The sequence below is a fragment of the Arenimonas sp. genome (genome assembly GCF_035721105.1).
Taxonomy (GTDB): Bacteria; Pseudomonadota; Gammaproteobacteria; order Xanthomonadales; family Xanthomonadaceae; genus Arenimonas.
Window position 1 is genome coordinate 13,791 of record NZ_DASTNG010000050.1, and the last position, 20,322, is coordinate 34,112.

Sequence of the window (20,322 nt, forward strand, 5' to 3'; positions counted from 1 at the left end):
CACCCTGAATCCATGCGGAGTTTCGCCATGAGTCATCGTCGCGTCGTCGTCACCGGAATGGGCATCGTCTCGCCCATCGGCAACACCCTGGCCTCGGCCTGGGACAGCATCCAGGCCGGCCGCAGCGGCATCGGCCCGATCACGCATTTCGATGCGTCGGCCTACGCCACCCGCATCGCCGGCGAAGTGCGCGACTTCGACGCCAAGTCCTTCCTGCCGCCGAAGGACGTCAAGAAGATGGACACCTTCATCCACTACGGCCTCGCCGCCTGCTTCCAGGCCATGGACGACGCCGGGCTGGAAGTGACCGACGCCAACGCCGAGCGCATCGGCGCCATCATCGGCGCCGGCATCGGTGGCGTGCGCGGCATCGAGGAAACCGCGATCACCCTGCACGAGGGCGGTCCGCGCAAGGTCTCGCCGTTCTACGTGCCCAGCACCATCATCAACATGCTGCCGGGCCAGCTGACGATCATGAAGGGCATCAAGGGCCCGAACTTCTCGGCGGTCTCGGCCTGCGCCACCTCCAACCATTCCATTGGCATCGCCATGCGCATGATCCAGTACGGCGACGCCGACATCATGGTCGCCGGCGGCGCCGAACACGGCTGCACGCCCACCTCGGTCGGCGGCTTCTGCTCGATGAAGGCGATGTCGACCCGCAACGACGACCCCACCCGCGCCTCGCGGCCCTGGGACAAGGAGCGCGACGGCTTCGTGCTCGGCGACGGCGCCGGCATCCTGATCCTCGAGGAATACGAGCACGCCAAGGCCCGCGGCGCCCGCATCTACTGCGAGCTGGCCGGCTTCGGCGCCAGCTCCGACGCTTACCACATGACCGCGCCCAGCGAGAACGGCGACGGCGCGGCGCGCTGCATGCGCGCGGCGTTGAAGGATGCCGGCATCAACGCCGACCAGGTCGGCTATCTCAACGCGCACGGCACCTCCACCCCGCTGGGCGACCTGGGCGAGACGATGGCGATCAAGTCCGCCTTCGGCGACCACGCCCGCGACATGATGGTCAGCTCCACCAAGTCGATGACCGGCCACCTGCTGGGCGCGGCCGGCGGCGTCGAGGCGGTGTTCTCGGTGATGGCGCTGCACACCGGCGTGATCCCGCCCACCATCAACCTCGACACGCCGGGCGAAGGCTGCGACCTGGACTACGTGCCGAACGAGGCGCGCCGGAAGCAGGTGGACGTGGCGGTCTCGAACGGCTTCGGCTTCGGCGGCACCAACGGCACCCTGGTCTTCCGCCGGCTCTGAGCCCGCGACGGGCGGTCCCGCGATGCTGATCCGCGCGCTGCCGCCCGGCACCGACCTGCTGCGCCTGCAGTCGGCCGACCCGGCGCGTTTCCCCCTGCTGCTTGAAAGCGTGGCCGGCGGCAATGCGCTGTCGCGCTGGGACCTGCTGCTGGCCACGGATGGCGATGGCCTGCGGCTCGACGCCGATGGCCAGACCCGGCGCCTGGACGGGCGCACCGTGGACGCCCGCGACTTCCTGGCCGCGCTGGACGACGACTGGCGCGCGCAGGCGACGCCGGGTTCGGCGGACGCCCGCGCCGAGGCTGGCGCCGACGCGCACGCCGACGGCAGCGGCAGCGCCAACGCCGACCCGACCGCCGACGCGCTGCCGTTCCGCGGCGGCTGGGCGCTCTTCCTCGCGTATGAACTCGCCGCCCAGGTCGAGCCCCGGCTGGTGCTGCCGGCGGCGCCGGGCCCGCTGCCGGTGGCGCTGGCGCTGCGCTGCCCGGCGGCGGTGCTGCGCGATCGCAGCAGCGGCCGCTGCGTGGCCGTGGCCGAGCCGGGCGCCGAAGCGCTGCTGGACCTGCCGGCGCCCGGCCCGCGGCCGGATCCCGGCGCCTTCGCGCCGCCCGCGCTCAGCGAGGACGCACCGGGGCGCTTCCTCGACGGGGTCGCCCGCATCCACGACTACCTGCGCGCCGGCGACGTGTTCCAGGTGAACCTGTCGCGCGCCTGGCGCGCCGCGTTCGAGCAGGCCCCGGACCCGGCCGACGTGTACGCCCGCCTGCGCGAAGCCAACCCGGCGCCGTTCGCCGGCCTGCTGCGGGTGGGCGATGCGGCGCTGCTGAGCTCTTCGCCCGAGCGCCTGGTGTCGGTGCGCGGCCGCCGCGCCGAGACCCGCCCGATCGCCGGCACCCGTCCGCGCTTCCCCGGCGACGACGAGGCCGCGCGCATCCGCGACCTGGTCGGCAATCCCAAGGAGCGCGCCGAGCACGTGATGCTGATCGACCTCGAGCGCAACGACCTCGGCCGCGTCTGCCGCCCCGGCACCGTGCGCGTGGACGAGCTGATGACGGTGGAAAGCTACGCCCACGTCCACCACATCGTGTCCAACGTCGGCGGCGAACTGTGCGAGGGCGTGACGCCGGGCGAGGTGATCCGCGCCGTGTTCCCGGGCGGCACCATCACCGGGGCGCCGAAGGTGCGCTGCATGGAGATCATCGCCGGCCTCGAGGGCGAGGGCCGCGGCCCCTACACCGGCGCCCTGGGCTACCTGGGCCGCGACGGCGACCTGGACCTCAACATCCTGATCCGCAGCGCCTGGCTGCACGGACGCGAGCTGCAGTTCCGCACCGGCGCCGGCATCGTGGTCGACTCCGACGCCGGGCGCGAAATCGACGAAACCCGGGCCAAGGCCCGCGGCCTGCTGCGCGCCCTGGGAGCCGCGGGATGAGCGCGTCCGGCGCCCGCATCTATCGCGGCCGCGCGCGCGTCGACGCGCTCGATCCGGCCGACCGCGGCCTGGCCTATGGCGACGGCCTGTTCAGCACGCTGCGCGTGCACGCCGGCCAGCCGGTCTGGTGGGACGCGCACTGGGCGCGGCTGGCGCGCGACGCCGCGCGGCTGGGCCTGGCGGTGCCCGACGCCGACTGGCTGCGCGGCGAAGTGGACGCGCTGCTGGCGGCGCAGGACGGCCCGGCCGTGCTCAAGCTGGTGCTGACCCGCGGCGCCGGCGGACGCGGCTATCGCTTCGATGCCGACGCCGCGCCGACCTTGGTGCTGTCGCGGCATCCGCTGCCGCCCGCGGCCCGCGCGCCGCTGTCGCTGCGTTGGTGCCGGCTGCGGATGGCGCGGCAGCCGGCGCTGGCCGGCATCAAGCATCTCAACCGGCTCGAGCAGGTGCTGGCGCGCGCCGAGTGGGACGACCCGGCGATCGACGAAGGGCTGCTGCTGGACACGGACGGCCGCGTCGCCTGCGCCACCAGCGCCAACGTCTTCGCGCGGATCGAGGGGCGCTGGCTGACGCCGCGGGTCGATGCCTGCGGCGTGGCAGGGGTCGCGCGGGCCTGGGTGCTCGCGCATGCGCCCGACGCCGCCGAGGCGACGCTGGCGCCGGCGGCGCTGGAAGCCGCCGACGCACTTTTCCTGTGCAATGCCGTGCGGGGTATCCTGCCGGTCGGCCGCCTGGGGGATCGCACCTGGGCGCCGCACCCGGCGCTGGCGGAGCTGCAGCGCCACCTGGGCCGGGCTGAACCGGCATTCCTCGGGAGCTAGATCGTTGGCGAAGAAGCAGTCCTCGCATCGCGTCCTCAAGGCGACCTTCGCCCTGCTGCTGCTGGCCGGCGTCGCCGTCGGCGGCTGGCTGTGGCAGCAGTACAAGGGCTTCGCCGACACGCCCATCGCGCTCAGCGACGCCGAGCGCATCCTGGTGGTCGAGCGCGGCGACGGTTTCCAGGACATCCTGGGCAAGCTGCGCGCGCTCGGCGTCGACGAGGGCCACGACCTGCAGTGGAAGGCGCTGGCGCACGAAATGCAGGTGATTTCCCGGCTGCAGGTCGGCGACTACAGCATCCGCCACGGCATCACCCCGCGCGAACTGCTCAAGCGGCTCGAAAGCGGCAAGGTGATCCAGCACCGCTTCACCCTGGTCGAGGGCTGGAACTTCCGCGAGCTGCGCGCGGCCCTGGCCCGCGACGAAACCCTGGTGCAGCAGCTGCCGGCGCTGGACGACGCCGCGGTGATGGCCGCGTTGGGCCGCGCCGGCCAGCATCCCGAGGGCCGCTTCCTGCCCGAGACCTACCACTACACCCGCGGCGCCAGCGACCTGGACCTGCTGCGCCGCGCCGCGCTGGCGATGGACAAGGCCGTCGCCGACGCCTGGGCCGCGCGTGCGCCCGACCTGCCGATCGAAACCCCGGAGCAGCTGCTGATCCTGGCTTCGATCATCGAGAAGGAAACCGGCAAGGCCGCCGAGCGCCCCGAGATCGCCGGCGTGTTCAGCCGCCGCCTGAAGCTGGGCATGCGCCTGCAGACCGACCCCACCGTCATCTACGGCATGGGCAGCGCCTACGCCGGCAACATCCGCCGCAGCGACCTGACCACCGACACGCCCTACAACACCTACACCCGCGCCGGCCTGCCGCCGACCCCGATCGCGCTGGCCGGCCGCGAGGCGCTGATGGCCGCGGCCAATCCGGCCGACGGCAAGACGCTCTACTTCGTCGCCCGCGGCGACGGCAGCCACGTGTTCTCGGCGACCCTGGCCGAGCACAACCGCGCCGTCGCCTGCTACCAGCTCAAGCGCTGCCGATGAACGCGCGCGGACGCTTCATCAGCATCGAAGGCGGCGAGGGCGCGGGCAAGTCCACCGTCATCAACGCCCTGCGCGAGGCCCTGGCCGCGACCGGCCGCGAGGTCGTGCTGACCCGCGAGCCCGGCGGCACGCCGGAAGGCGAGGCGATCCGCGCGCTGCTGCTCGATCCCGCCAACCACCTGGTCGCCGAGGCCGAGCTGCTGCTGATGTTCGCGGCGCGCGCGCAGCTGGTGCGCCAGGTCATCGCGCCGGCGCTGGCGCGCGGCGCGGTGGTCGTGGCCGACCGCTTCACCGACGCCAGCTTCGCCTACCAGGGCGGCGGCCGCGGGCTGGACATGGGCGTCATCGCCGAGCTCGAGCGCTGGGCCGCCGGCCTCAAGCCCGACCTGACCCTGCTGCTGGACGTGGGCGTGGCCCAAGGCCTGGCCCGCGCCCGCGCCCGCGGCGGCGATCCCGACCGGATCGAGCGCGAGCGCGAGGACTTCTTCGAGCGCGTGCGCGCCACCTACCTGGCCCGTGCGGCGGCGGAGCCGGCGCGCTTCCGCGTGGTCGACGCCGGCCAGCCAGTGCAGGTCGTGCGCGAGGCCGTGCAGGCGCTGCTGGCCGGGTGGCTGGAGCCGTCGCGGTGAGTACCCTGGCGCCCTGGCAGCAGCGGGTGCTGGATGGCGCGCTGGCCTCGCTGGCCGATGCGCGGCTGGGGCATGCGCTGCTGTTCGCGGGCCCGGCCCGGATGGGCAAGGAAGCGGTGGCGCGGCACCTGGCCGCCCGGCTGCTGTGCAGCACGCCCGGCGCCGACGGCCTGGCCTGCGGCGCCTGCCGTGGCTGCCAACTGTTGGCCGCGGGCACCCACCCGGACTTCCGGTTCGTCAGCTTCATCCCCAACGACAAGGGCGACAAGCTGCGCAGCGAGATCATCGTCGACCAGATGCGCGACCTGGGCCACTGGTTCTCGCTGACGCCGCAAATGGGCGGCGCCCAGGTGGCCCTGGTCTCGCCGGCGCATGCGCTCAACACCAATGCCGCCAACGCGCTGCTCAAGACGCTGGAGGAACCCTCGCAGGCGCGTTACCTGCTGCTGGTCAGCGACCACCCGGGCCGGCTGCCGGCGACCATCCGCAGCCGCTGCCAGCGCCTGGACTTCCGGCCGCCCGCGCGCGCCGAGGGCGAAGCCTGGCTGCGGTCGCAGGGCCACGAGGGCACGCGCCTGTCCGCCGCCCTCGACGCCGCCCGCGGCCATCCCGGCCTCGCCGCCGACTGGCTGGCGGAAGGCGGCCTGGCGCTGCGCAGCGAAGTGCAGTCCGATCTCAACGCGCTGGCCGATGGCCGGCAGGCGCCGGTGCCGCTGGCCCAGCGCTGGCTGGCGGACGGGCAGGGCGAACTGCGGCTGCGCTTCGCGGCCGAGCTGGTGCTCGACGGCATGGCCCGCCAGCTGGGCGCCACGGCGGCGCCCGGCTTGACCCTGCCGCCGGAAATCCAGAAGCTGGCGCCGTGGTTCGACGCCATCAACCGCGCCCGCGACCAGCTCGCGGTGCCGGTGCTGCGACACGACCTGGCGCTGGCCGGTCTGCTGCTGGAATGGCGTAGCATGTTCAAGGACACCGCAAGGCAGGGAGCAAGGCGATGATGGGTGGCGCAGGCGCAAGACAGGGCATCCTTTCCCTGGCGATCAAGGACAAGGCGGCGCTGTACAACGCCTACATGCCCTTCGTGAAGGGCGGCGGCATCTTCGTGCCGACCACCAAGCGCTACGCGCTGGGCGACGAGGTCTTCATCCTGCTGTCGCTGATGGAAGAAAAGGACCGCCTGCCCGTGGCCGGCAAGGTCGTCTGGATCACGCCCGCCGGTGCGCAGGGCAACCGCGGCGCCGGCATCGGCGTGCAGTTCGCCGAGACCGCCGAGGCCGATGCGGTGAAGGGCAAGATCGAGACCTTCCTGGCCGGTACGCTCGAGGCCGACAAGCCGACCCACACGATGTAGGCCCGGCCCGGCGCTGGTTCCCGGAAGCCCCGCTCCGGCGGGGCTTCCGCGTTCCTGGCCTCAGCCCATCCGGCCGCTGAGCCACAGGCCCAGTACCAGGCCCCCGGTTCCCAGCAGCAGGCCCGCGGCGGCCCCGACCCGGCCCCAGGCGCGGGCCCGGCGCTGGCGCTCGGCCGCCGTCGGATCCGTGGCGCGCTCGTGGGCCAGCCGTCGGGCCACGATCCGCGGGAACCACACGCCGCAGGCCAGCACCATGCCGAGGGCGAACGCGACCGTCACCGCCAGGTGCGGAATCCAGCCGGGCAGTCGCGCCACCCACACGATGGCGACCGAGAACGCCACCACCAGCGCGCTGGTGGTCAGCGCGTAAGCGACCACGCCGCGCCGCTCGCGCGCATCGTGGGGATCGCGCAGCAGCTTTCCCACGCCAAACCAGACGCCCCACAGGCCGCCGACGACGCCGGCGAAGGCCCCGGCGAGCGCCCCCGTGCCGATCTTGGCGAGGCCGCTGGCGGCGCCCAGCGCGCCGGCACCCAAGGCCGTCGCCGCCGCGGCGGGCGGGGCGCCCACGATCAGCAACGCGGCCACCGCCGCGGTGAAGCCCGCCCCCGGGGCCGTGGCACGCGCGAACGCGCCCAATCGCGCCAGCAGCTCCGCACGCACCTTCTCGCGGGCGCGCGAGAGGCGCTTGCGCACCGCCGCGTCCTGCAGGCCCAGCAGGCTGGCGACCTGGCGCGAGCTTTGGCCCTCGCGGTAGTAAAGCAGCAGGACCTCGCGCGATTCCTCGGGCAGGGCGTCGATGACGCTGGCGGCCACCGCCCGGGCCTGGTCATCGTCGAGCCGCTCGTCGGGGCCGGGTTGAGGGTCGGCGAGGTTGGCGATCAGGGCGTCGATGTCCGCGGCGGGATTCGCACGCAGGCCATGGGCCCGCAGGTGGTCGCGGGCGAGGTTGCGGGTGATCTGGCGCAGCCACGGCAGGAAGCTGGCGCGGTTGTTGAGCTTGCGCAGGTTCTGCCACGCCGAGAGGAAGGCTTCCTGGGCGATGTCCTCGCTGGCCGGCACGTCGCGGACGATCGCCAGGGCGATCGAGGTCACGGTGGACTGGCAGCCGGCGACGATGCGGCCGTAGGCGTCGCGGTCGCCGCGGGCGGCGGCCGGCAGGTGGGTGTCGATCAGGGAATCGAGGATGTCGGTGCTCATGGCGCGCTCCTGGGGGTTCAGGCCAGGGACGTGCCGGCGCGGCGGATGTGACCGCCGCGCCGTCTTGGCTCAGTTGCAGTTCTTGCGGGCCGCCAGGATCGCGGTGCTGCGCGACTCGTTCCAGGTGCCGGTGAGCGGCGGCGCGAAGGTGGCGGTGACGCCGATCTGGCTCAGGCCGCGGCCGCCGTCATTGACGACGCCGAACGAACGCGTGAGCTGGCCCACTTCGACCGGGATCACCGGCATGTGGCCGCAGGTCGGGCAGAAGCCGGTGAGCTGGCCGATCGGCAGGGTCGCGCCCGGCACGGTCCAGCCCTTGTCGCCGATCAGCCAGCGCGCGATGCCCTGGCCGTCGTACATGTACGACACGTAGATCTCCTGGTCGGCCTCGAACTGCGCGCTGTAGCCAAAGCCGGGCAGGCTGGGCGAGTACCAGTGGCCGGTGGCATCCAGCGGCTGGCCGTCCAGCAGCGGACAGCCGGTGGCGCCGCCCAGGCGGACCATGGGCTCGCTGCCGGCCTCGCCGTCGAGGTTGTACGAAAACTCCATCTCGGTGGCGGACACCGGCGTCACCACCAGGTCGCCGACCTGGGTCTCGGCGCCGACGCTGCCGTTCCAGCCGATGCGGTAGATGGGCGCGTTCCACACGCCGCTGGGGCCGGGCGCGGCGGCCTGGCTGTAGTACCAGGTCGGCGTGCCGTCATCGAGGTAGGTGTACCAGACCGAGATCCACTGGTCGCCGGCGAAGTCCAGGAACAGGCCGTGGCCCGAGCGCTGCGGATTGAAGTACTGGCCGCTCTGGAACGCCGGGGCCTGCGCCTGGCTTTCGATGCGCGCGGTGACGGTGGCCTCGGCGTAGTTGATGGTCGTGCTGCTCGGACGGCCCAGCCCGATCATCCAGCGCTCGGCGCCGACCACGCCGGCGTTGCGGGTGATGACGATTTCCTTGGTGGTCGCGGTGCCGGTGTCCGAGACCACCGCGAAGCCGCGGTCGACGCCCGCGCCGATCAGGGCCGACGTGGGGACGTCGCGGATCGAGGCCGGGCTGGCGTAGACATCGACGTCGACCGTGGACACGACCCGGATGCGCGCGGTGTTGGCATGCGGCGGCAGCACGAACTGCAGGCGGGTTTCGTTGAAGTCGCGGTTGGACAGGTAGCGCGGCACCGCGATCGTGACCGGGCGGTTGTCGCCGAGCGTGACCGGCGAGGGCATGAACTCGCGGCGCAGCAGCTGGAGGTTGCGCGTGGCGACCACGACGCCCGGCGCCGACTCCACCACCACCTGCACGGCGGTCGGCGTGGTCACGGCGGCCGGCAGGCGGTCCCAGCCCAGGCGCGCGCGCACGGTGGCGCCGGGGGCCGCGCGGGTCGGGCCGGTCACGGTGAAGCTGCCGCCGCCGGCGTACACCACGCGGTAGCGGGCATTGGTGAGCGCCGGCAGCCCGGTGAAGTTGACGTCGAGGTAGCCGCGGGTGCCGGTGATCTGGCGGGTGTCGCTTTCCGCCGGCTCGAACCAGGTGGCGACCACCGGCATCGTCTCGTTGAGGCTGCGCGCCGCGTCGGCATCATTGGCGCCGCAGGGCAGGTTGGAGCAGTCGGCCCGGGTCACCAGCGGCGAGGAGTAGGTGTTGGCGGTGCGCTGGCGGCCCTCGCCGTAGGCCATCACGGTGTGGAAGCCGTCGTCGCCGGCGGGCGTGAAGCGGTAGCCGTGCGAGTAGAAATCGGTGCCCGAGCGCGCGCCGCCGGTGGTGGTGATGTCGTGGGTCTGGCCCAGGTTGTGGCCGATCTCGTGGGCAATGGTACTGGGCAGGCAGAAGAAGCCGCCGTCGGTGCCGTGGTTGGCGTTGAAGTAGCCGAAGTCGACCGCGAACGCGATGTTGCCGCCGCTGCCGCCGCCGACGTAGCCGACGCCGCAGCTGCCGGACTCTTCGTTGAGGAAGCGGCGCACCAGGCCGACCAGGTCGGCGCCGTGGCGATGGCGCAGGGTGTTGAGCTGCAGGGCGATCGAATGGGCCGCCGAGCCCCGGAACACCCGCATCCGGTCCAGCGTCTCGCTGTTGGACCCGGTGTCGGGATAGTCGATGCGCGGCGTGGCCACCAGCCGGAAGCTGCCGGCGACGCCGCCGTTGACCAGGGCCTGGTTGCCCAGGTCGATGCGGTTCTGCAGCAGGACGCGGGTGGCGAGGTCGCTGCCCACGTAGGTGGCCAGGCCCGGCGTGTAGGCCAGCAGGATGTCGACCTCGCCCGGGGTGGCCTGCAGGCCCGAGCGCGGGCGCGCCGCGTACTCCTTCTGCGCCGCGACCAGGTCGGCCGGATCCGGCAGCACCTCGTCGGCGACCTGCAGGTGCGAGCGCTGGCCGATGTCCACGGCCAGGTCTTCCATCACCCGCGGCTTGCCGCCGACGGTCTCGAACTGCAGCAGGCTGCCGTCCGCGCGCGGCGCCTGGCCGAACACGGCACCGCCGCCGAAGGTGAACACCGCCTCGCGGCCGGGGTCGTCGCCCTGGCGCCGGCCGATCCAGGTGGAGATGCCGTTCTCGTGGCTGACGTGCGAGACGTACTCGTACACCAGCTCGCCGCCGTCGGGATCGGGCACCACCACGCGGCCGCCGGGCAGCGAGGCGGTGTCGAGCGCGTCGGCGTCGATGGCCAGCGGACGGAAGCGCAGCAGGCCGTCGTGTTCGACCTGCTCGCCGAGCTTGAACAGGCGTGCGCCGCCCTTGCCGTCGGCGGCGTGCGGCGGGGAGACCGGCGCGAGCGCGAGCGCGATCGCCAGGGACAGGCAGGGCAGGAGGACGGGGCGCATTGCGTGGAACTCCGTGGAACCGGGGAATGGCCCGATGTTCGCACGGTGCCGCTCGCCCCTCAAGGCGCCGCGACTACTTCGCCTTCACGCGAAAAGCGCGCGCAGGGCCAGTCCGCCGCCCAGCATCACGACGATGAACAACAGCGCCATCCGGACGCGCGACATCCGCGCCGCCGTGCCCTGCGCGGCCGGGTCGCGGAAGGTCAGCTGCTCGGGCAGGTAGCTGGCGTCGCGGGTGGACTCGAGCAGGCCGGCGTCGTGCAGGATCTCGCGCGCCCGCTTGAAGTCGTCCGGCTTGAGCACCCAGAGCGCCGGCTGCTGGCTGACGTCGTGGTCCTTGGCGCTGTAGCTGAACTCGCGGCGGCTGACGCCCTTCCAGCTGCGGCCCTGGGAGATCTTGGTGTCGATGCCGACGTCGTTGAGCATCTTCCCGACGCGTTCGACGTTCTCGAGGCGGACCGACGTGAATACCTGGCGCATCAGCGAACCTCCGGGGTTTCGGGCAGCACGCGGATCAGGCCTTCCTGCGCGGTGGACGCCACCAGCCGGCCGTCGCGCGTGTAGATCTGGCCGCGCGAGAGGCCACGGGCGCCCTGGGCGCTCGGGCTGTCGATGGAATAGAGCAGCCAGTCGTCGGCGCGGAACGGACGGTGGAACCACATCGCATGGTCGAGCGAGGCCATCTGCACGTTCGGCTGGTAGTAGCTGATGCCGTGCGGGAAGGTGGCCGTGCCCAGCAGGTGGAAGTCGGAGGCGTAGGCCAGCAGCGCCTGGTGCAGCACCGGCGAATCGCCGACCTCGCCGTTGAGCTTGAACCAGACCTGCTGGAACGGCGGCCGCTTGGGCGGCCGCAGTTCGTCGCGCGGGTAGACCGGGCGGATCTCGAACGGGCCCATGCGCGACAGCCAGCGCTGCGCCTTGGGCGGCAGCTGGGCCAGCTGCTCGGGCGAGGGCGCCGCGACCGGCTCGATGTCCTCGGGGCGCGGCACTTCCGGCATCGACAGCTGGTGCTCGTTGCCCGGCTCGGGCTCCTGGAACGAGGACGCGAACACGAAGATCGGCTTGCCGTGCTGGATCGCGGTGACGCGCCGCACCGAGAAGCTGTTGCCGTCGCGCGAGCGGTCGACGTCGTAGACGATCGGGTGCTCGACGTCGCCGGCGCGCAGGAAGTAGGCGTGGATCGAGTGGACGTGGCGATTGCCGTCCAGGGTCTGCTGCGCGGCCGACAGCGCCTGGCCCAGCACCTGGCCGCCGAAGACGTACTTGGTGCCGATGTCGCGGCTCTGGCCACGGAACAGGTTGTCCTCGAGGCGCTCGAGGCGGAGCAGGTCGACCAGCTCGGCGGCGACGGATGAGGTCATGGGGACTCCGGGGTTCGGCCGGCGATTATAGCCGCCGCGGGCGGCCCGCCCGCGGGATCAGGGCCGGATCCGCGCCAGCGGCACCGCGTCGAGCACCCGCGACCACGGGAAACGCGGCCCGGGGTCGCGCTTGCGGAACACCAGCGCCTCGAGGTTGTCGCTCGAGACCACCCGGGTCTGGTCCAGGTCCTCGTGCCCGGCGATGAACTCGAGCGCGGGCAGGCTGGCCACCAGGTGCCGCAGCAGCGCCACCACGGCCTCGACCTGGGCGTCGGTGTAGGGCTCGTCCATCGCCTGCCGGCGCGAGTCCAGCCAGTCCGGGTAGCGGCCGGCGTTCACCAGTTCGATCCCGATCGAGCGCTCGTTGTAGCCGCGCGTGTGGTGGGCGATGCGCTCGGGCGGCACGAAGCCGTGCAGGCTGCCGTCGCGGTCGATGTAGTAGTGGCCGCTGTTGCCGGTGCCGGTGTCGTAGAGCACGCGCTCGCCGTATTCGCGGGCCCGGGCCAGGTCGGGCAGCTCGGTGCAGTGGATCACCACCAGGTCGACGTGGGCCAGCGGCCGGGGCTCGAGCCGGTCCACGTACGGCAGGGGCCAGGGCGTGATTCCAGGGGCGCTCGGCGGGTGGTCGGTCATGCCCGCATGCTAACATCGCGCCCATTCCGGAGCCCCCTGATGCCTTTTCCCGCCGACTCCGCGCTTGGCGCCCTGATGGCCACGCTGCCGCGCCCCGGCCAGGTTCGCTGGATCGGGCTTCGCCCGGCCCGCGACGTCCCCATGAACGAAGTCACCCGGGTCGAAGCCGTCGCCGGCAAGGGCCTGGCCGGCGATCGCTACAAGAGCGGCAGCGGCAAGCGCGGCATCACCCTGGTCCAGGCCGAGCACCTGCCGGTGATCGCGGCGCTCAGCGGCCACGATCGGGTCGATCCCGCGACCCTGCGCCGCAACGTCGTGGTGTCGGGACTGCCGGTGATCGCGCTCAAGGGGCGGCGTTTCCGCATCGGCAGCGCGGTCTTCGAAGGCACCGGCGACTGCGATCCCTGTTCGCGCATGGAGGCCGCGCTCGGCCCCGGCGGCTACAACGCCATGCGCCAGCACGGCGGCCTGTGCGCGCGCGTGCTGGTCTCGGGCAGCTTCGGGCTGGGCGACGCGGTGGAGCCGCTGGACGCCGGCGCATGAGCGGCCACGTCATCATTTCGCACGGCCTGGAAAGCGGCCCCGGGGCCACCAAGGCCGCCGCGCTGGCGCGCGTCGCCGGCGCGCTGGGCTGGACCCACGAGCGCCCCGACTACCGCGACCTCGACGTGCTCGGCCCGCTGGGCGACGTCGAGGGCCGCATCCTGCGCCTGGGCGCCCGCGCGCACCTGGCCACCCGCCGGCCGCTGGTGCTGGCCGGCTCGAGCATGGGCGCCTTCATTTCCGGGCACGTGTCGCGGCAGGTGCCGGTGGCCGGCCTGTTCCTGATGGCACCGCCGGTCGAGCTCGACGTCGCGCCGCGGCAGCTGCACGCGGCGATGGTGCCCACCCGCATCGTGCACGGCTGGCAGGACGAGCTGATCCCGGCGCTGGACGTCGTGCGCTGGGCCCAGCGCCGCCAGGACACGCTGGTGCTGGTGCCCGACAGCCACCGCCTCGCGGCCCACGTCGAGTTCTGCGCCGAGGAATTCGGGCGCTTCCTGCAGATGCTGGCCTCGTGAAGTTCTTCGTCGCCTGCGCCAAGGGCCTGGAATACCTGCTGGCCGACGAGCTGGTGGCGCTGGGCGCCGCCCGGTCCACCGCGGCCCTCGCCGGCGCCAACGCCGAGGGCGAGCCCGAAGCCGCCTACCGCGCCGTCATGCATTCGCGCCTGGCCAGCCGCGTGCTGTGGCCGCTGGCCGAATTCGACTGCGCCAACGAGAACGACCTCTACCAGGGCGTGCACGCCATCGACTGGCCCGCGCACCTCGATCCCGAAGGCACGCTCGCGGTGGACGCGCACGTGTCGGGTCCGGCGCTGACGCACGAGCGCTACGCCGCGCAGCGCGCCAAGGACGCCGTGGTCGACCGCATGCGCGCCGCGCACGGCGTGCGGCCGTCGGTGGACACCGACGCGCCCGACCTGCGGATCAGCCTGGTGGTGCGCAAGGGGCGCGCCATCGTCTCGGTCGACCTGGGCGGCGGGCCGCTGCACCGGCGCGGCTGGCGCCAGTCGCAGGGCGAGGCGCCGCTGAAGGAGAACCTGGCCGCCGCGATGCTGCTGCGCGGCCAATGGCCGAAGCTCTACGCCGAGGGCGGCGCGCTGCTCGACCCGATGTGCGGCAGCGGCACCCTGCTGATCGAAGGTGCGCTGATGGCGGCCGACGTCGCCCCGGGCCTGCATCGCCTGCAGGGCGCGCTGCCGACCCGCTGGCGCGGCTTCGACGAAACGCTGTGGCAGCGGATCGAGGCCGAGGCCCGCGATCGCGCCGCCGCCGGGCGCGCGGCGCTGCGGCCGGTGTTCTTCGGCGCCGACCTCGATCCCGCCGCCCTGCATTCGGCGGTGGCGAACGCCGATCGCGCCGGCCTGGCCGAACTGATCCGCTTCGACCGGGCGCCGGTTTCGGCGCTCAAGGCCCCCGGCCCGGCGCGCGGCCTGGTCGTCTGCAACCCGCCCTACGACGCGCGCCTGGCCGCCGACGCCGCGCTCTACCGCGAACTGGGCGACGCCCTGCGCCAGGCCGTGCCGGACTGGCGTGCGGTGCTGCTGTGCGGCTCCGACGAGCTGGCCCAGGCCACCGGCCTGCGCGCCGCCAAGCGCTACGCCTTCTTCAATGGCGCCCTGGAGTGTTCCCTGCTGGTCTGCGACCCGGTGCAGCCGCCGGCGCGGGCGCCGCGCGAGGCGCGGCCGCTGTCGGAGGGCGCGCAGATGGTCGCCAACCGGCTGCGCAAGAACCTCAAGCGCTTCAAGGCCTGGCGCGAGCGCGAAGGCGTGTCGGCCTGGCGCGCCTACGATGCCGACCTGCCCGAATACTCGGCGGCGGTGGACGTGTACGACGAGGCCGACGGCGAGCGTCGCCGCTTCGTCCACGTGCAGGAATACGAAGCGCCCGCGACCATCCCCGAGGCCGACAGCCGTCGCCGCTTCGGCGAGCTGCTCGACGCGGTGCGCGAGGTGTTCGCGGTGCCGCCGGGCCAGGTCTCGATCAAGACCCGCGCGCGCGGCAAGGGCGGCAGCAAGTACGGGCGCATGGACCGCCGCGACGAATTCATCGCGGTGCGCGAGGGCGGGGCCCGGCTGCTGGTGAACCTGTTCGACTACCTCGACACCGGCCTGTTCCTGGACCATCGTCCGGTGCGCCTGCGCATCGCGCGCGAAGCCTCGGGCAAGCGCTTCCTCAATCTGTTCGCCTACACCGGCGCGGCCAGCGTGCACGCGGCGGTGGGCGGTGCGGCCAGCACCACCAGCGTCGACCTGTCCGGCACCTACCTCGACTGGGCCGGCCGCAACCTGGCGCTCAACGAAGCGGCCGGCCGCCGGCACCAGCTGGTGCAGGCCGATGCCATGGCCTGGCTGCTGGCCGACCGCGGCGAGTACGACCTGGTGTTCTGCGATCCGCCGACCTTCTCGAACTCGGCGCGGGCCGAGGACTTCGACACCCAGCGCGACCACGTGCGGCTGCTGCGCGCCTGCCTGGCCCGGCTGGCGCCGGGCGGGCTGCTGCTGTTTTCGAACAACTACCGCCGGTTCCGGCTGGACGAGGCGGCGGTGGCGGAATTCGCGCACTGCGTCGAGATCAGCGCGAAGACGATCGATCCCGACTTCGAGCGCAACCCGCGCATCCACCGCTGCTGGGAACTGCGGCGGCCCTGAGCCGCGGCCGCGGGGCTCAGTCTTCCGGGGTCTCGTCGGTGCCGGTGCCGGTCGCGCGGGCGTAGGTTTCCTCGTCGACCAGGCGGACCCGGCTGATGCGGCAGGTCGCGTTGGGCAGCACCACCTGGTCGCCGTAATTGCCGCAGACGCGGCCCGTGATCGAATCGCCGCGGAACCCCATGCGCGCGCTGCTGCCCATCTCGCGGCAGTTTTCCAGCAGGTCGATCCGGTACTTGTGGCGGCCGGTGTCGACGTAGATCACTTCGCCGTCGAGGTTGTGCCAGGTGCGCACGGCGTTGGGGTCGAGGCAGGCCGGGCCGCGCGGCGCGCCGTCACCGCGGGCCGCGGGGTCGCTGGCGCAGGCGGTGGCGAGCAGCAGGGCGGGGACGATGAGAAGGCGGGTCATGGCGTTTCCTCGGCGGGGCGGTCGGGGGCAGTCTCGGCCCGGGGCACTTAACCCGGGCGAAACATCCCCGGTCGCATTATGCTTGGGCCATGACCCGACCCGGCCCCACCTCGATACCGCACGGCTGGACCTTCTTCCGGCAGTGGCTGAAGAATCCGCTCGGCGTGGCGGCGATCTCGCCCTCCAGCCCGCAGCTGGCGCGGCAGATGATGTCGGAGCTGCCGCGGGGCGCGCGCCGCGTCATCGAGCTCGGCGGCGGCACCGGCGTGTTCACCCAGGCCCTGCTCGACCACGGCATCGCCCCGGCCGACCTGCTGGTGCTCGAACTCAACGAAGAGCTGCACCAGCACCTGCAGAAGCATTTCCCCGAGGTCCAGGTCGCCTGCGCCGACGCCCGTGACCTGGCCGAGCTGGCGACCACCCGGGGCTTCGGCCCGGAAGCCCCGGCCGACGCCATCATCTCGGGCCTGGGCCTGCTGTCGATGCCCAAGGCCACGCAGCAGGCGATCCTGTCGGCGGCCTTCGACTGCCTGCAGCCGCAGGGGCGCTTCATCCAGTTCACGTATGGCCCGGCGAACCCGGTCGCGAAGGAAGTGGTCGAGGCGCTCGACCTCAATGCGCGCCGCGGCAGCTTCACCTGGTGGAACGTGCCGCCGGCGACGGTGTACGTCTATTCCCGGCGCATTTCGCGCGCCATCCCGCCGCGCTCGATGCGCTGATTCGCCGGGCCCGCCCTGGCGGGCGGGCCCGTCATCGCGGGTGGGTCAGCGACCGGTCCGGATCGTGGTCCAGGCGCGCACGCGCTCGCGGGTGACTTCGGGCGCGAAGGTGACCGGGTCGACCAGGCGCGCCAGCACGTCGGCGGGCGGGTAGATCGCCGGGTCGCCGGTGATCTCGGGATCGACCAGGGCGGTGGCGGCGGTGTTGGGGCTGGCGTAGGCGACGTAGTTGGTGATGCCGGCCGAAACCTCGGGCTTGAGCAGGTAGTCGATCAGCGCGTGGGCGTTGTCGGCGTGCGGCGCATCCTTGGGGATGGCCATCAGGTCGACCCAGCGCACGGCGCCTTCCTTGGGCAGGATGTAGGCGACTTCGACGCCGTTCTGCGCTTCCTCGGCGCGATCGCCGGCCAGGAAGATGTCGCCCGAGTAGCCCATCGCCAGGCACAGGTCGCCGTTGGCGAGGTCGTCGATGTAGCGCGAGGAATCGAAGCTGCGGATGTACGGGCGCACCGCGGCATAGGTGTCGGTGACCACCTGCGTCTCGTCGCCGGTGATCGCATTGGGGTCGCGGCCGCGGTAGATCAGGGCGGCCGCGAAGGCCTCCTGCTCGTCGTCGAGCACGCTGATGCCGCAGTCGGCGAGCTTGGCGGCGTTGGCCGGATCGAACAGCAGCGCCCAGGAATCGAGCGGCGCGTCCTCGCCCAGCACTTCCTTTACCTTGGCGACGTTGATGCCCAGGCCGGTGGTGCCCCACATGTAGGGCACGGTGTGGGCATTGCCCGGATCGACGTCGGCCAGTCCGGCGAGGATGGCCGGATCGAGGTTGCCGTAGTTCGACAGCTTGCTGCGGTCGATCGGGCCGTAGATGCCGGCCTGGACGTGGCGCTGCGCGAACGGGCGCGCCGACGGGAACACCAGGTCATAGCCCGAGGCGCCGGCCAGCAGCTTGGTCTCGAGCATCTCGTTGGTGTCGTAGTTGTCGTAAACGACGCGGATGCCGGTGTCGCGTTCGAAGTTCTCCAGCGTGTCGTCGGCGATGTAGTCGTTCCAGTTGTAGACGTACACGACCTTCTCGCCGGCGGCGGCGGGCGCGGCGTCGGCCGCGGTGGCGGTGTTGGCATCGGCGCCGTCGGGTCCGCGGCCGCAGGCGGCCAGCAGGAGGGCCGAGGCGATCAGGCTAAGGCGCAAGGGCAGGGACATCGCGGACTCCGGAAGGACGTGGGGGCCCATGTTCGGCGCCGCCCCCGGCAGTGTCAACGCGGGCCGGCGGCCCCGCCGCGGCTCAGCGGGCGGCGCGCCAGTCCTGGGCAAGCAGGCCCATCAGCACGCTGTCCTGCAGCTCGCCGCCGACCTGCCAGCGCTGCCGCAGGTAGCCTTCGCGCAGGAAGCCCAGGGCCTCGAGCGTGCGCAGCGACGGCAGGTTGCGCGGATCCACGTCGGCCTCGATGCGGCGCAGGCCCAGCGTGCCGAAGGCGTGCCCCAGCAGCACCGTCAGCGCCTCCTGGGCGTAGCGCCGGCCCCAGTGGTCGCGGGCCAGGGCGAAGCCCAGCTCGGCGCGGCCCTGGACCAGGTCGATATCGTAGAGCGTGACGCTGCCGATGATCCGGTCGTCGCCGCGCAGCGCGATGCCCCACTGGAACAGGGTGCCCTGCTGGAAGCCCTGGTGGATCGACTCTAGATAGATCGGCGCCTCGTCCGGGCTGGACCAGGCCAGGTGGCTCCAGTAGCGGGTGACGTCCGGGTCGGAAAACACGCCGTACAGGTCGTCGAGGTCGGCCGGCAGGATCCAGCGCAGCTGCAGCCGCGGCGCCACCAGCGTCGGCAGCTGGCCCGTGTCCACGGCCGCGGCAGGCGGCGTCGGGGCGATCCTTGCACGTCGGACGATCGGCATCGGGCTCAGGGCCATGGGGGCAGGGCAGCGGGGGGGGGCTACGGGGTAGAACGCATTCCCCGTACGCTTCAGGACGCAAGACTGGCTTGAGTCGCGGGGGCATGCAACCCTGCGTTGCGGGCGCCCGGGGTGTGAACGCAGGCGCCGGCCCCTATTTTGTTCGGCAGGGCGCCCAGGCGCCGCCACCGGAGAGTCCCGATGTCCCTCGTTCGCCCCGTCCTGCGCAAGCTGCGCGGCATGCCCGCCTCCGACGGCGCCGGCGTGAAGCTGCGCCGCGTGATCGGCACGCCGCAGCTGCCCGACCTCGACCCCTTCCTGATGCTCGACGAGTTCGGCACCGACCAGCCCGAGGACTATCTCGCGGGCTTCCCCTCGCATCCGCACCGCGGGTTCGAGACCGTGACCTACATGCTCGACGGCCGCATGCGGCACAAGGACAACCACGGCAACGAGGGCGTGCTGGTGCCCGGCAGCGTGCAGTGGATGACCGCCGGCCGCGGCATCGTGCACTCGGAGATGCCGGAGCAGGAGCAGGGCCGCATGCGCGGCTTCCAGCTGTGGGTGAACCTGCCGGCCGCCGAGAAGATGACCGCGCCGCGCTACCAGGAATACGGCCCCGACCGCTTCCCGGAGGTGGACGTGGCGCCGGGCGTGCGCGCCAAGCTGATCGCAGGCCGCCTCGGTGACCGCGAAGGTGCGATCCGCCAGCCCGCCACCGATCCCACCTACTTCGACCTCGGCCTGGACGAGGGCGCGCGCTTCACGCACGCGCTGCCGCCGGGCCACGCCGCGTTCGCGTATGTGTACGAGGGCGCCATCGCGGTGGGCGAGGGCGCCGACGCGGTGCCCGTCGTGGCCGGCGAACTGGCGGTACTGGGCCCGGGCGACGAAGTCCGGCTCACCGGTCGGGCCGCCGGCACGCGCCTGATCCTGGTCGCCGGTCGGCCGCTGCGGGAGCCGGTGGCGCGCTATGGCCCGTTCGTGATGAACACCCAGGCCGAGCTGCGCCAGGCCTTCGAAGATTTCCAGGCCGGGCGCTTCTGAGCCCGGCGCCACCAGGAGCCCCCCGATGTCCGCCCGTCCCGTCAGCGCCAAGATCGGCACCACCTATCCGTCCTACGCCACCCAGCTGGTGATCGGCCACCACCACCTGGTGGCCGACGAGCCCGTCGACCTGGGCGGTGGCGATACCGGCCCCGCGCCGGACGAACTGGTGCTCGGGGCCCTGGGCGCGTGCACGGCGATCACGCTGCGCATGTACGCCGAGCGCAAGCAGTGGCCGCTGGAAGGCGTGGAGGTCGCGCTGGGCTTCGACGAGCGCGGCAAGGACAAGAACGTGATCCGCCGCACCGTGCACCTGCGCGGGCCGCTGGACGAGACGCAGCGCGAGCGCCTGCTGCAGATCGCCAATGCCTGCCCGGTGCACCGCATCCTGACCGGCCAGGTCGAGGTGCCCACGACGCTGGCCGACTGAGCGCCGGCCCCGCCGGGGCTCAGCGCTCGGGCAGCGGGATGCGCTCGGATTCGCCCGGCACCTGGCCGAGGCGGTCGTCGCGCCAGTCCTGCTTGGCCTGTT

At 72.7% G+C, this 20,322-nt stretch carries 21 protein-coding genes; 13 read left to right on the forward strand and 8 right to left on the reverse strand.

The window, feature by feature from the left end; all coding sequences use genetic code 11:
• Window positions 1-27 precede the first annotated feature (27 nt).
• Genes fabF through VFQ84_RS07150 form a run of 7 tightly spaced genes read left to right on the forward strand, consistent with a single transcriptional unit; the run spans window position 28 to window position 6,535 of the window.
• Window positions 28-1,266 carry a beta-ketoacyl-ACP synthase II gene (fabF, locus tag VFQ84_RS07120; protein ID WP_325130659.1) on the forward strand — a complete coding sequence of 413 codons (1,239 nt, stop codon included), beginning with the start codon at window positions 28-30 and terminating at the stop codon, window positions 1,264-1,266.
• 22 nt (window positions 1,267-1,288) lie between these two features.
• The gene (locus VFQ84_RS07125) at window positions 1,289-2,698 is read left to right on the forward strand and encodes an aminodeoxychorismate synthase component I (RefSeq protein ID WP_325130661.1); all 1,410 of its coding nucleotides are present in this window, start codon (window positions 1,289-1,291) and stop codon (window positions 2,696-2,698) included.
• Window positions 2,695-3,519 carry an aminodeoxychorismate lyase gene (gene pabC, locus VFQ84_RS07130; protein WP_325130663.1) on the forward strand — a complete coding sequence of 275 codons (825 nt, stop codon included), beginning with the start codon at window positions 2,695-2,697 and terminating at the stop codon, window positions 3,517-3,519. Before VFQ84_RS07125 ends, pabC begins: the two co-directional genes overlap by 4 nt.
• A gap of 4 nt (window positions 3,520-3,523) precedes the next feature.
• Window positions 3,524-4,558 (forward strand): endolytic transglycosylase MltG, encoded by a 1,035-nt coding sequence (gene mltG / locus VFQ84_RS07135; RefSeq protein ID WP_325130665.1) that lies wholly within the window; start codon window positions 3,524-3,526, stop codon window positions 4,556-4,558.
• Window positions 4,555-5,187 carry a dTMP kinase gene (gene tmk / locus VFQ84_RS07140; protein ID WP_325130667.1) on the forward strand — a complete coding sequence of 211 codons (633 nt, stop codon included), beginning with the start codon at window positions 4,555-4,557 and terminating at the stop codon, window positions 5,185-5,187. Before mltG ends, tmk begins: the two co-directional genes overlap by 4 nt.
• The gene (locus VFQ84_RS07145) at window positions 5,184-6,182 is read left to right on the forward strand and encodes a DNA polymerase III subunit delta' (protein ID WP_325130669.1); all 999 of its coding nucleotides are present in this window, start codon (window positions 5,184-5,186) and stop codon (window positions 6,180-6,182) included. Before tmk ends, VFQ84_RS07145 begins: the two co-directional genes overlap by 4 nt.
• Window positions 6,182-6,535, forward strand: coding sequence for a PilZ domain-containing protein (locus tag VFQ84_RS07150; RefSeq protein ID WP_034210705.1), 354 nt, complete (start codon window positions 6,182-6,184; stop codon window positions 6,533-6,535). The genes VFQ84_RS07145 and VFQ84_RS07150 overlap by 1 nt, the downstream gene beginning before the upstream one ends.
• Window positions 6,536-6,595: 60 nt before the next feature.
• Here the strand turns inward: VFQ84_RS07150 and VFQ84_RS07155 are convergent, their stop codons facing one another.
• The 5 genes from VFQ84_RS07155 to VFQ84_RS07175 form a co-directional block, all read right to left on the reverse strand.
• Window positions 6,596-7,735, reverse strand: a complete 1,140-nt coding sequence (locus tag VFQ84_RS07155) for a sigma-70 family RNA polymerase sigma factor (RefSeq protein ID WP_325130671.1) — start codon at window positions 7,733-7,735, stop codon at window positions 6,596-6,598.
• 69 nt (window positions 7,736-7,804) lie between these two features.
• The gene (locus VFQ84_RS07160) at window positions 7,805-10,543 is read right to left on the reverse strand and encodes a reprolysin-like metallopeptidase (RefSeq protein WP_325130673.1); all 2,739 of its coding nucleotides are present in this window, start codon (window positions 10,541-10,543) and stop codon (window positions 7,805-7,807) included.
• Between the two features lie 84 nt (window positions 10,544-10,627).
• Complete coding sequence (locus tag VFQ84_RS07165) at window positions 10,628-11,023, reverse strand: pathogenicity-like protein (protein ID WP_325130675.1); 396 nt, start codon at window positions 11,021-11,023, stop codon at window positions 10,628-10,630.
• Window positions 11,023-11,904, reverse strand: a complete 882-nt coding sequence (tesB, locus tag VFQ84_RS07170; protein WP_325130677.1) for an acyl-CoA thioesterase II — start codon at window positions 11,902-11,904, stop codon at window positions 11,023-11,025. The genes VFQ84_RS07165 and tesB overlap by 1 nt, the downstream gene beginning before the upstream one ends.
• A gap of 57 nt (window positions 11,905-11,961) precedes the next feature.
• A complete protein-coding gene (locus tag VFQ84_RS07175) occupies window positions 11,962-12,537 on the reverse strand; it encodes an N-acetylmuramoyl-L-alanine amidase (RefSeq protein WP_325130679.1) in 576 nt (191 codons plus the stop codon).
• 39 nt (window positions 12,538-12,576) lie between these two features.
• On the opposite strand from VFQ84_RS07175, the gene VFQ84_RS07180 reads away from it, so the two are divergent.
• The 3 genes from VFQ84_RS07180 to rlmKL are packed head-to-tail and all read left to right on the forward strand — an operon-like array spanning window position 12,577 to window position 15,730.
• Window positions 12,577-13,080 (forward strand): MOSC domain-containing protein, encoded by a 504-nt coding sequence (locus VFQ84_RS07180; protein ID WP_325130681.1) that lies wholly within the window; start codon window positions 12,577-12,579, stop codon window positions 13,078-13,080.
• Window positions 13,077-13,598 (forward strand): hypothetical protein, encoded by a 522-nt coding sequence (locus VFQ84_RS07185; RefSeq protein ID WP_325130683.1) that lies wholly within the window; start codon window positions 13,077-13,079, stop codon window positions 13,596-13,598. The genes VFQ84_RS07180 and VFQ84_RS07185 overlap by 4 nt, the downstream gene beginning before the upstream one ends.
• Window positions 13,595-15,730 (forward strand): bifunctional 23S rRNA (guanine(2069)-N(7))-methyltransferase RlmK/23S rRNA (guanine(2445)-N(2))-methyltransferase RlmL, encoded by a 2,136-nt coding sequence (gene rlmKL, locus VFQ84_RS07190; RefSeq protein WP_325130685.1) that lies wholly within the window; start codon window positions 13,595-13,597, stop codon window positions 15,728-15,730. Before VFQ84_RS07185 ends, rlmKL begins: the two co-directional genes overlap by 4 nt.
• Window positions 15,731-15,746: 16 nt before the next feature.
• On the opposite strand, the gene VFQ84_RS07195 is transcribed toward rlmKL, so the two are convergent.
• On the reverse strand, window positions 15,747-16,136 hold the full coding sequence (locus VFQ84_RS07195; RefSeq protein ID WP_325130687.1) for a DUF6491 family protein: 390 nt from the start codon (window positions 16,134-16,136) through the stop codon (window positions 15,747-15,749).
• 89 nt (window positions 16,137-16,225) lie between these two features.
• Here VFQ84_RS07195 and VFQ84_RS07200 point away from each other — a divergent pair, with 89 nt between their 5' ends.
• Window positions 16,226-16,855: a class I SAM-dependent methyltransferase gene (locus VFQ84_RS07200; RefSeq protein WP_325130689.1), complete on the forward strand. Its 630-nt coding sequence runs from the start codon at window positions 16,226-16,228 to the stop codon at window positions 16,853-16,855.
• Between the two features lie 45 nt (window positions 16,856-16,900).
• Here the strand turns inward: VFQ84_RS07200 and VFQ84_RS07205 are convergent, their stop codons facing one another.
• Both VFQ84_RS07205 and VFQ84_RS07210 read right to left on the reverse strand, forming a co-directional pair.
• Window positions 16,901-18,055, reverse strand: coding sequence for a polyamine ABC transporter substrate-binding protein (locus VFQ84_RS07205; protein WP_325130691.1), 1,155 nt, complete (start codon window positions 18,053-18,055; stop codon window positions 16,901-16,903).
• 82 nt (window positions 18,056-18,137) lie between these two features.
• Window positions 18,138-18,761 carry a GNAT family N-acetyltransferase gene (locus VFQ84_RS07210; protein WP_325130693.1) on the reverse strand — a complete coding sequence of 208 codons (624 nt, stop codon included), beginning with the start codon at window positions 18,759-18,761 and terminating at the stop codon, window positions 18,138-18,140.
• A 183-nt stretch (window positions 18,762-18,944) separates the two neighbouring features.
• Between VFQ84_RS07210 and VFQ84_RS07215 the strand changes: the two genes are divergently transcribed.
• Both VFQ84_RS07215 and VFQ84_RS07220 read left to right on the forward strand, forming a co-directional pair.
• Window positions 18,945-19,790: a pirin family protein gene (locus VFQ84_RS07215; protein ID WP_325130695.1), complete on the forward strand. Its 846-nt coding sequence runs from the start codon at window positions 18,945-18,947 to the stop codon at window positions 19,788-19,790.
• Between the two features lie 25 nt (window positions 19,791-19,815).
• On the forward strand, window positions 19,816-20,220 hold the full coding sequence (locus VFQ84_RS07220; protein ID WP_325130697.1) for an OsmC family protein: 405 nt from the start codon (window positions 19,816-19,818) through the stop codon (window positions 20,218-20,220).
• Window positions 20,221-20,322 lie beyond the last annotated feature (102 nt).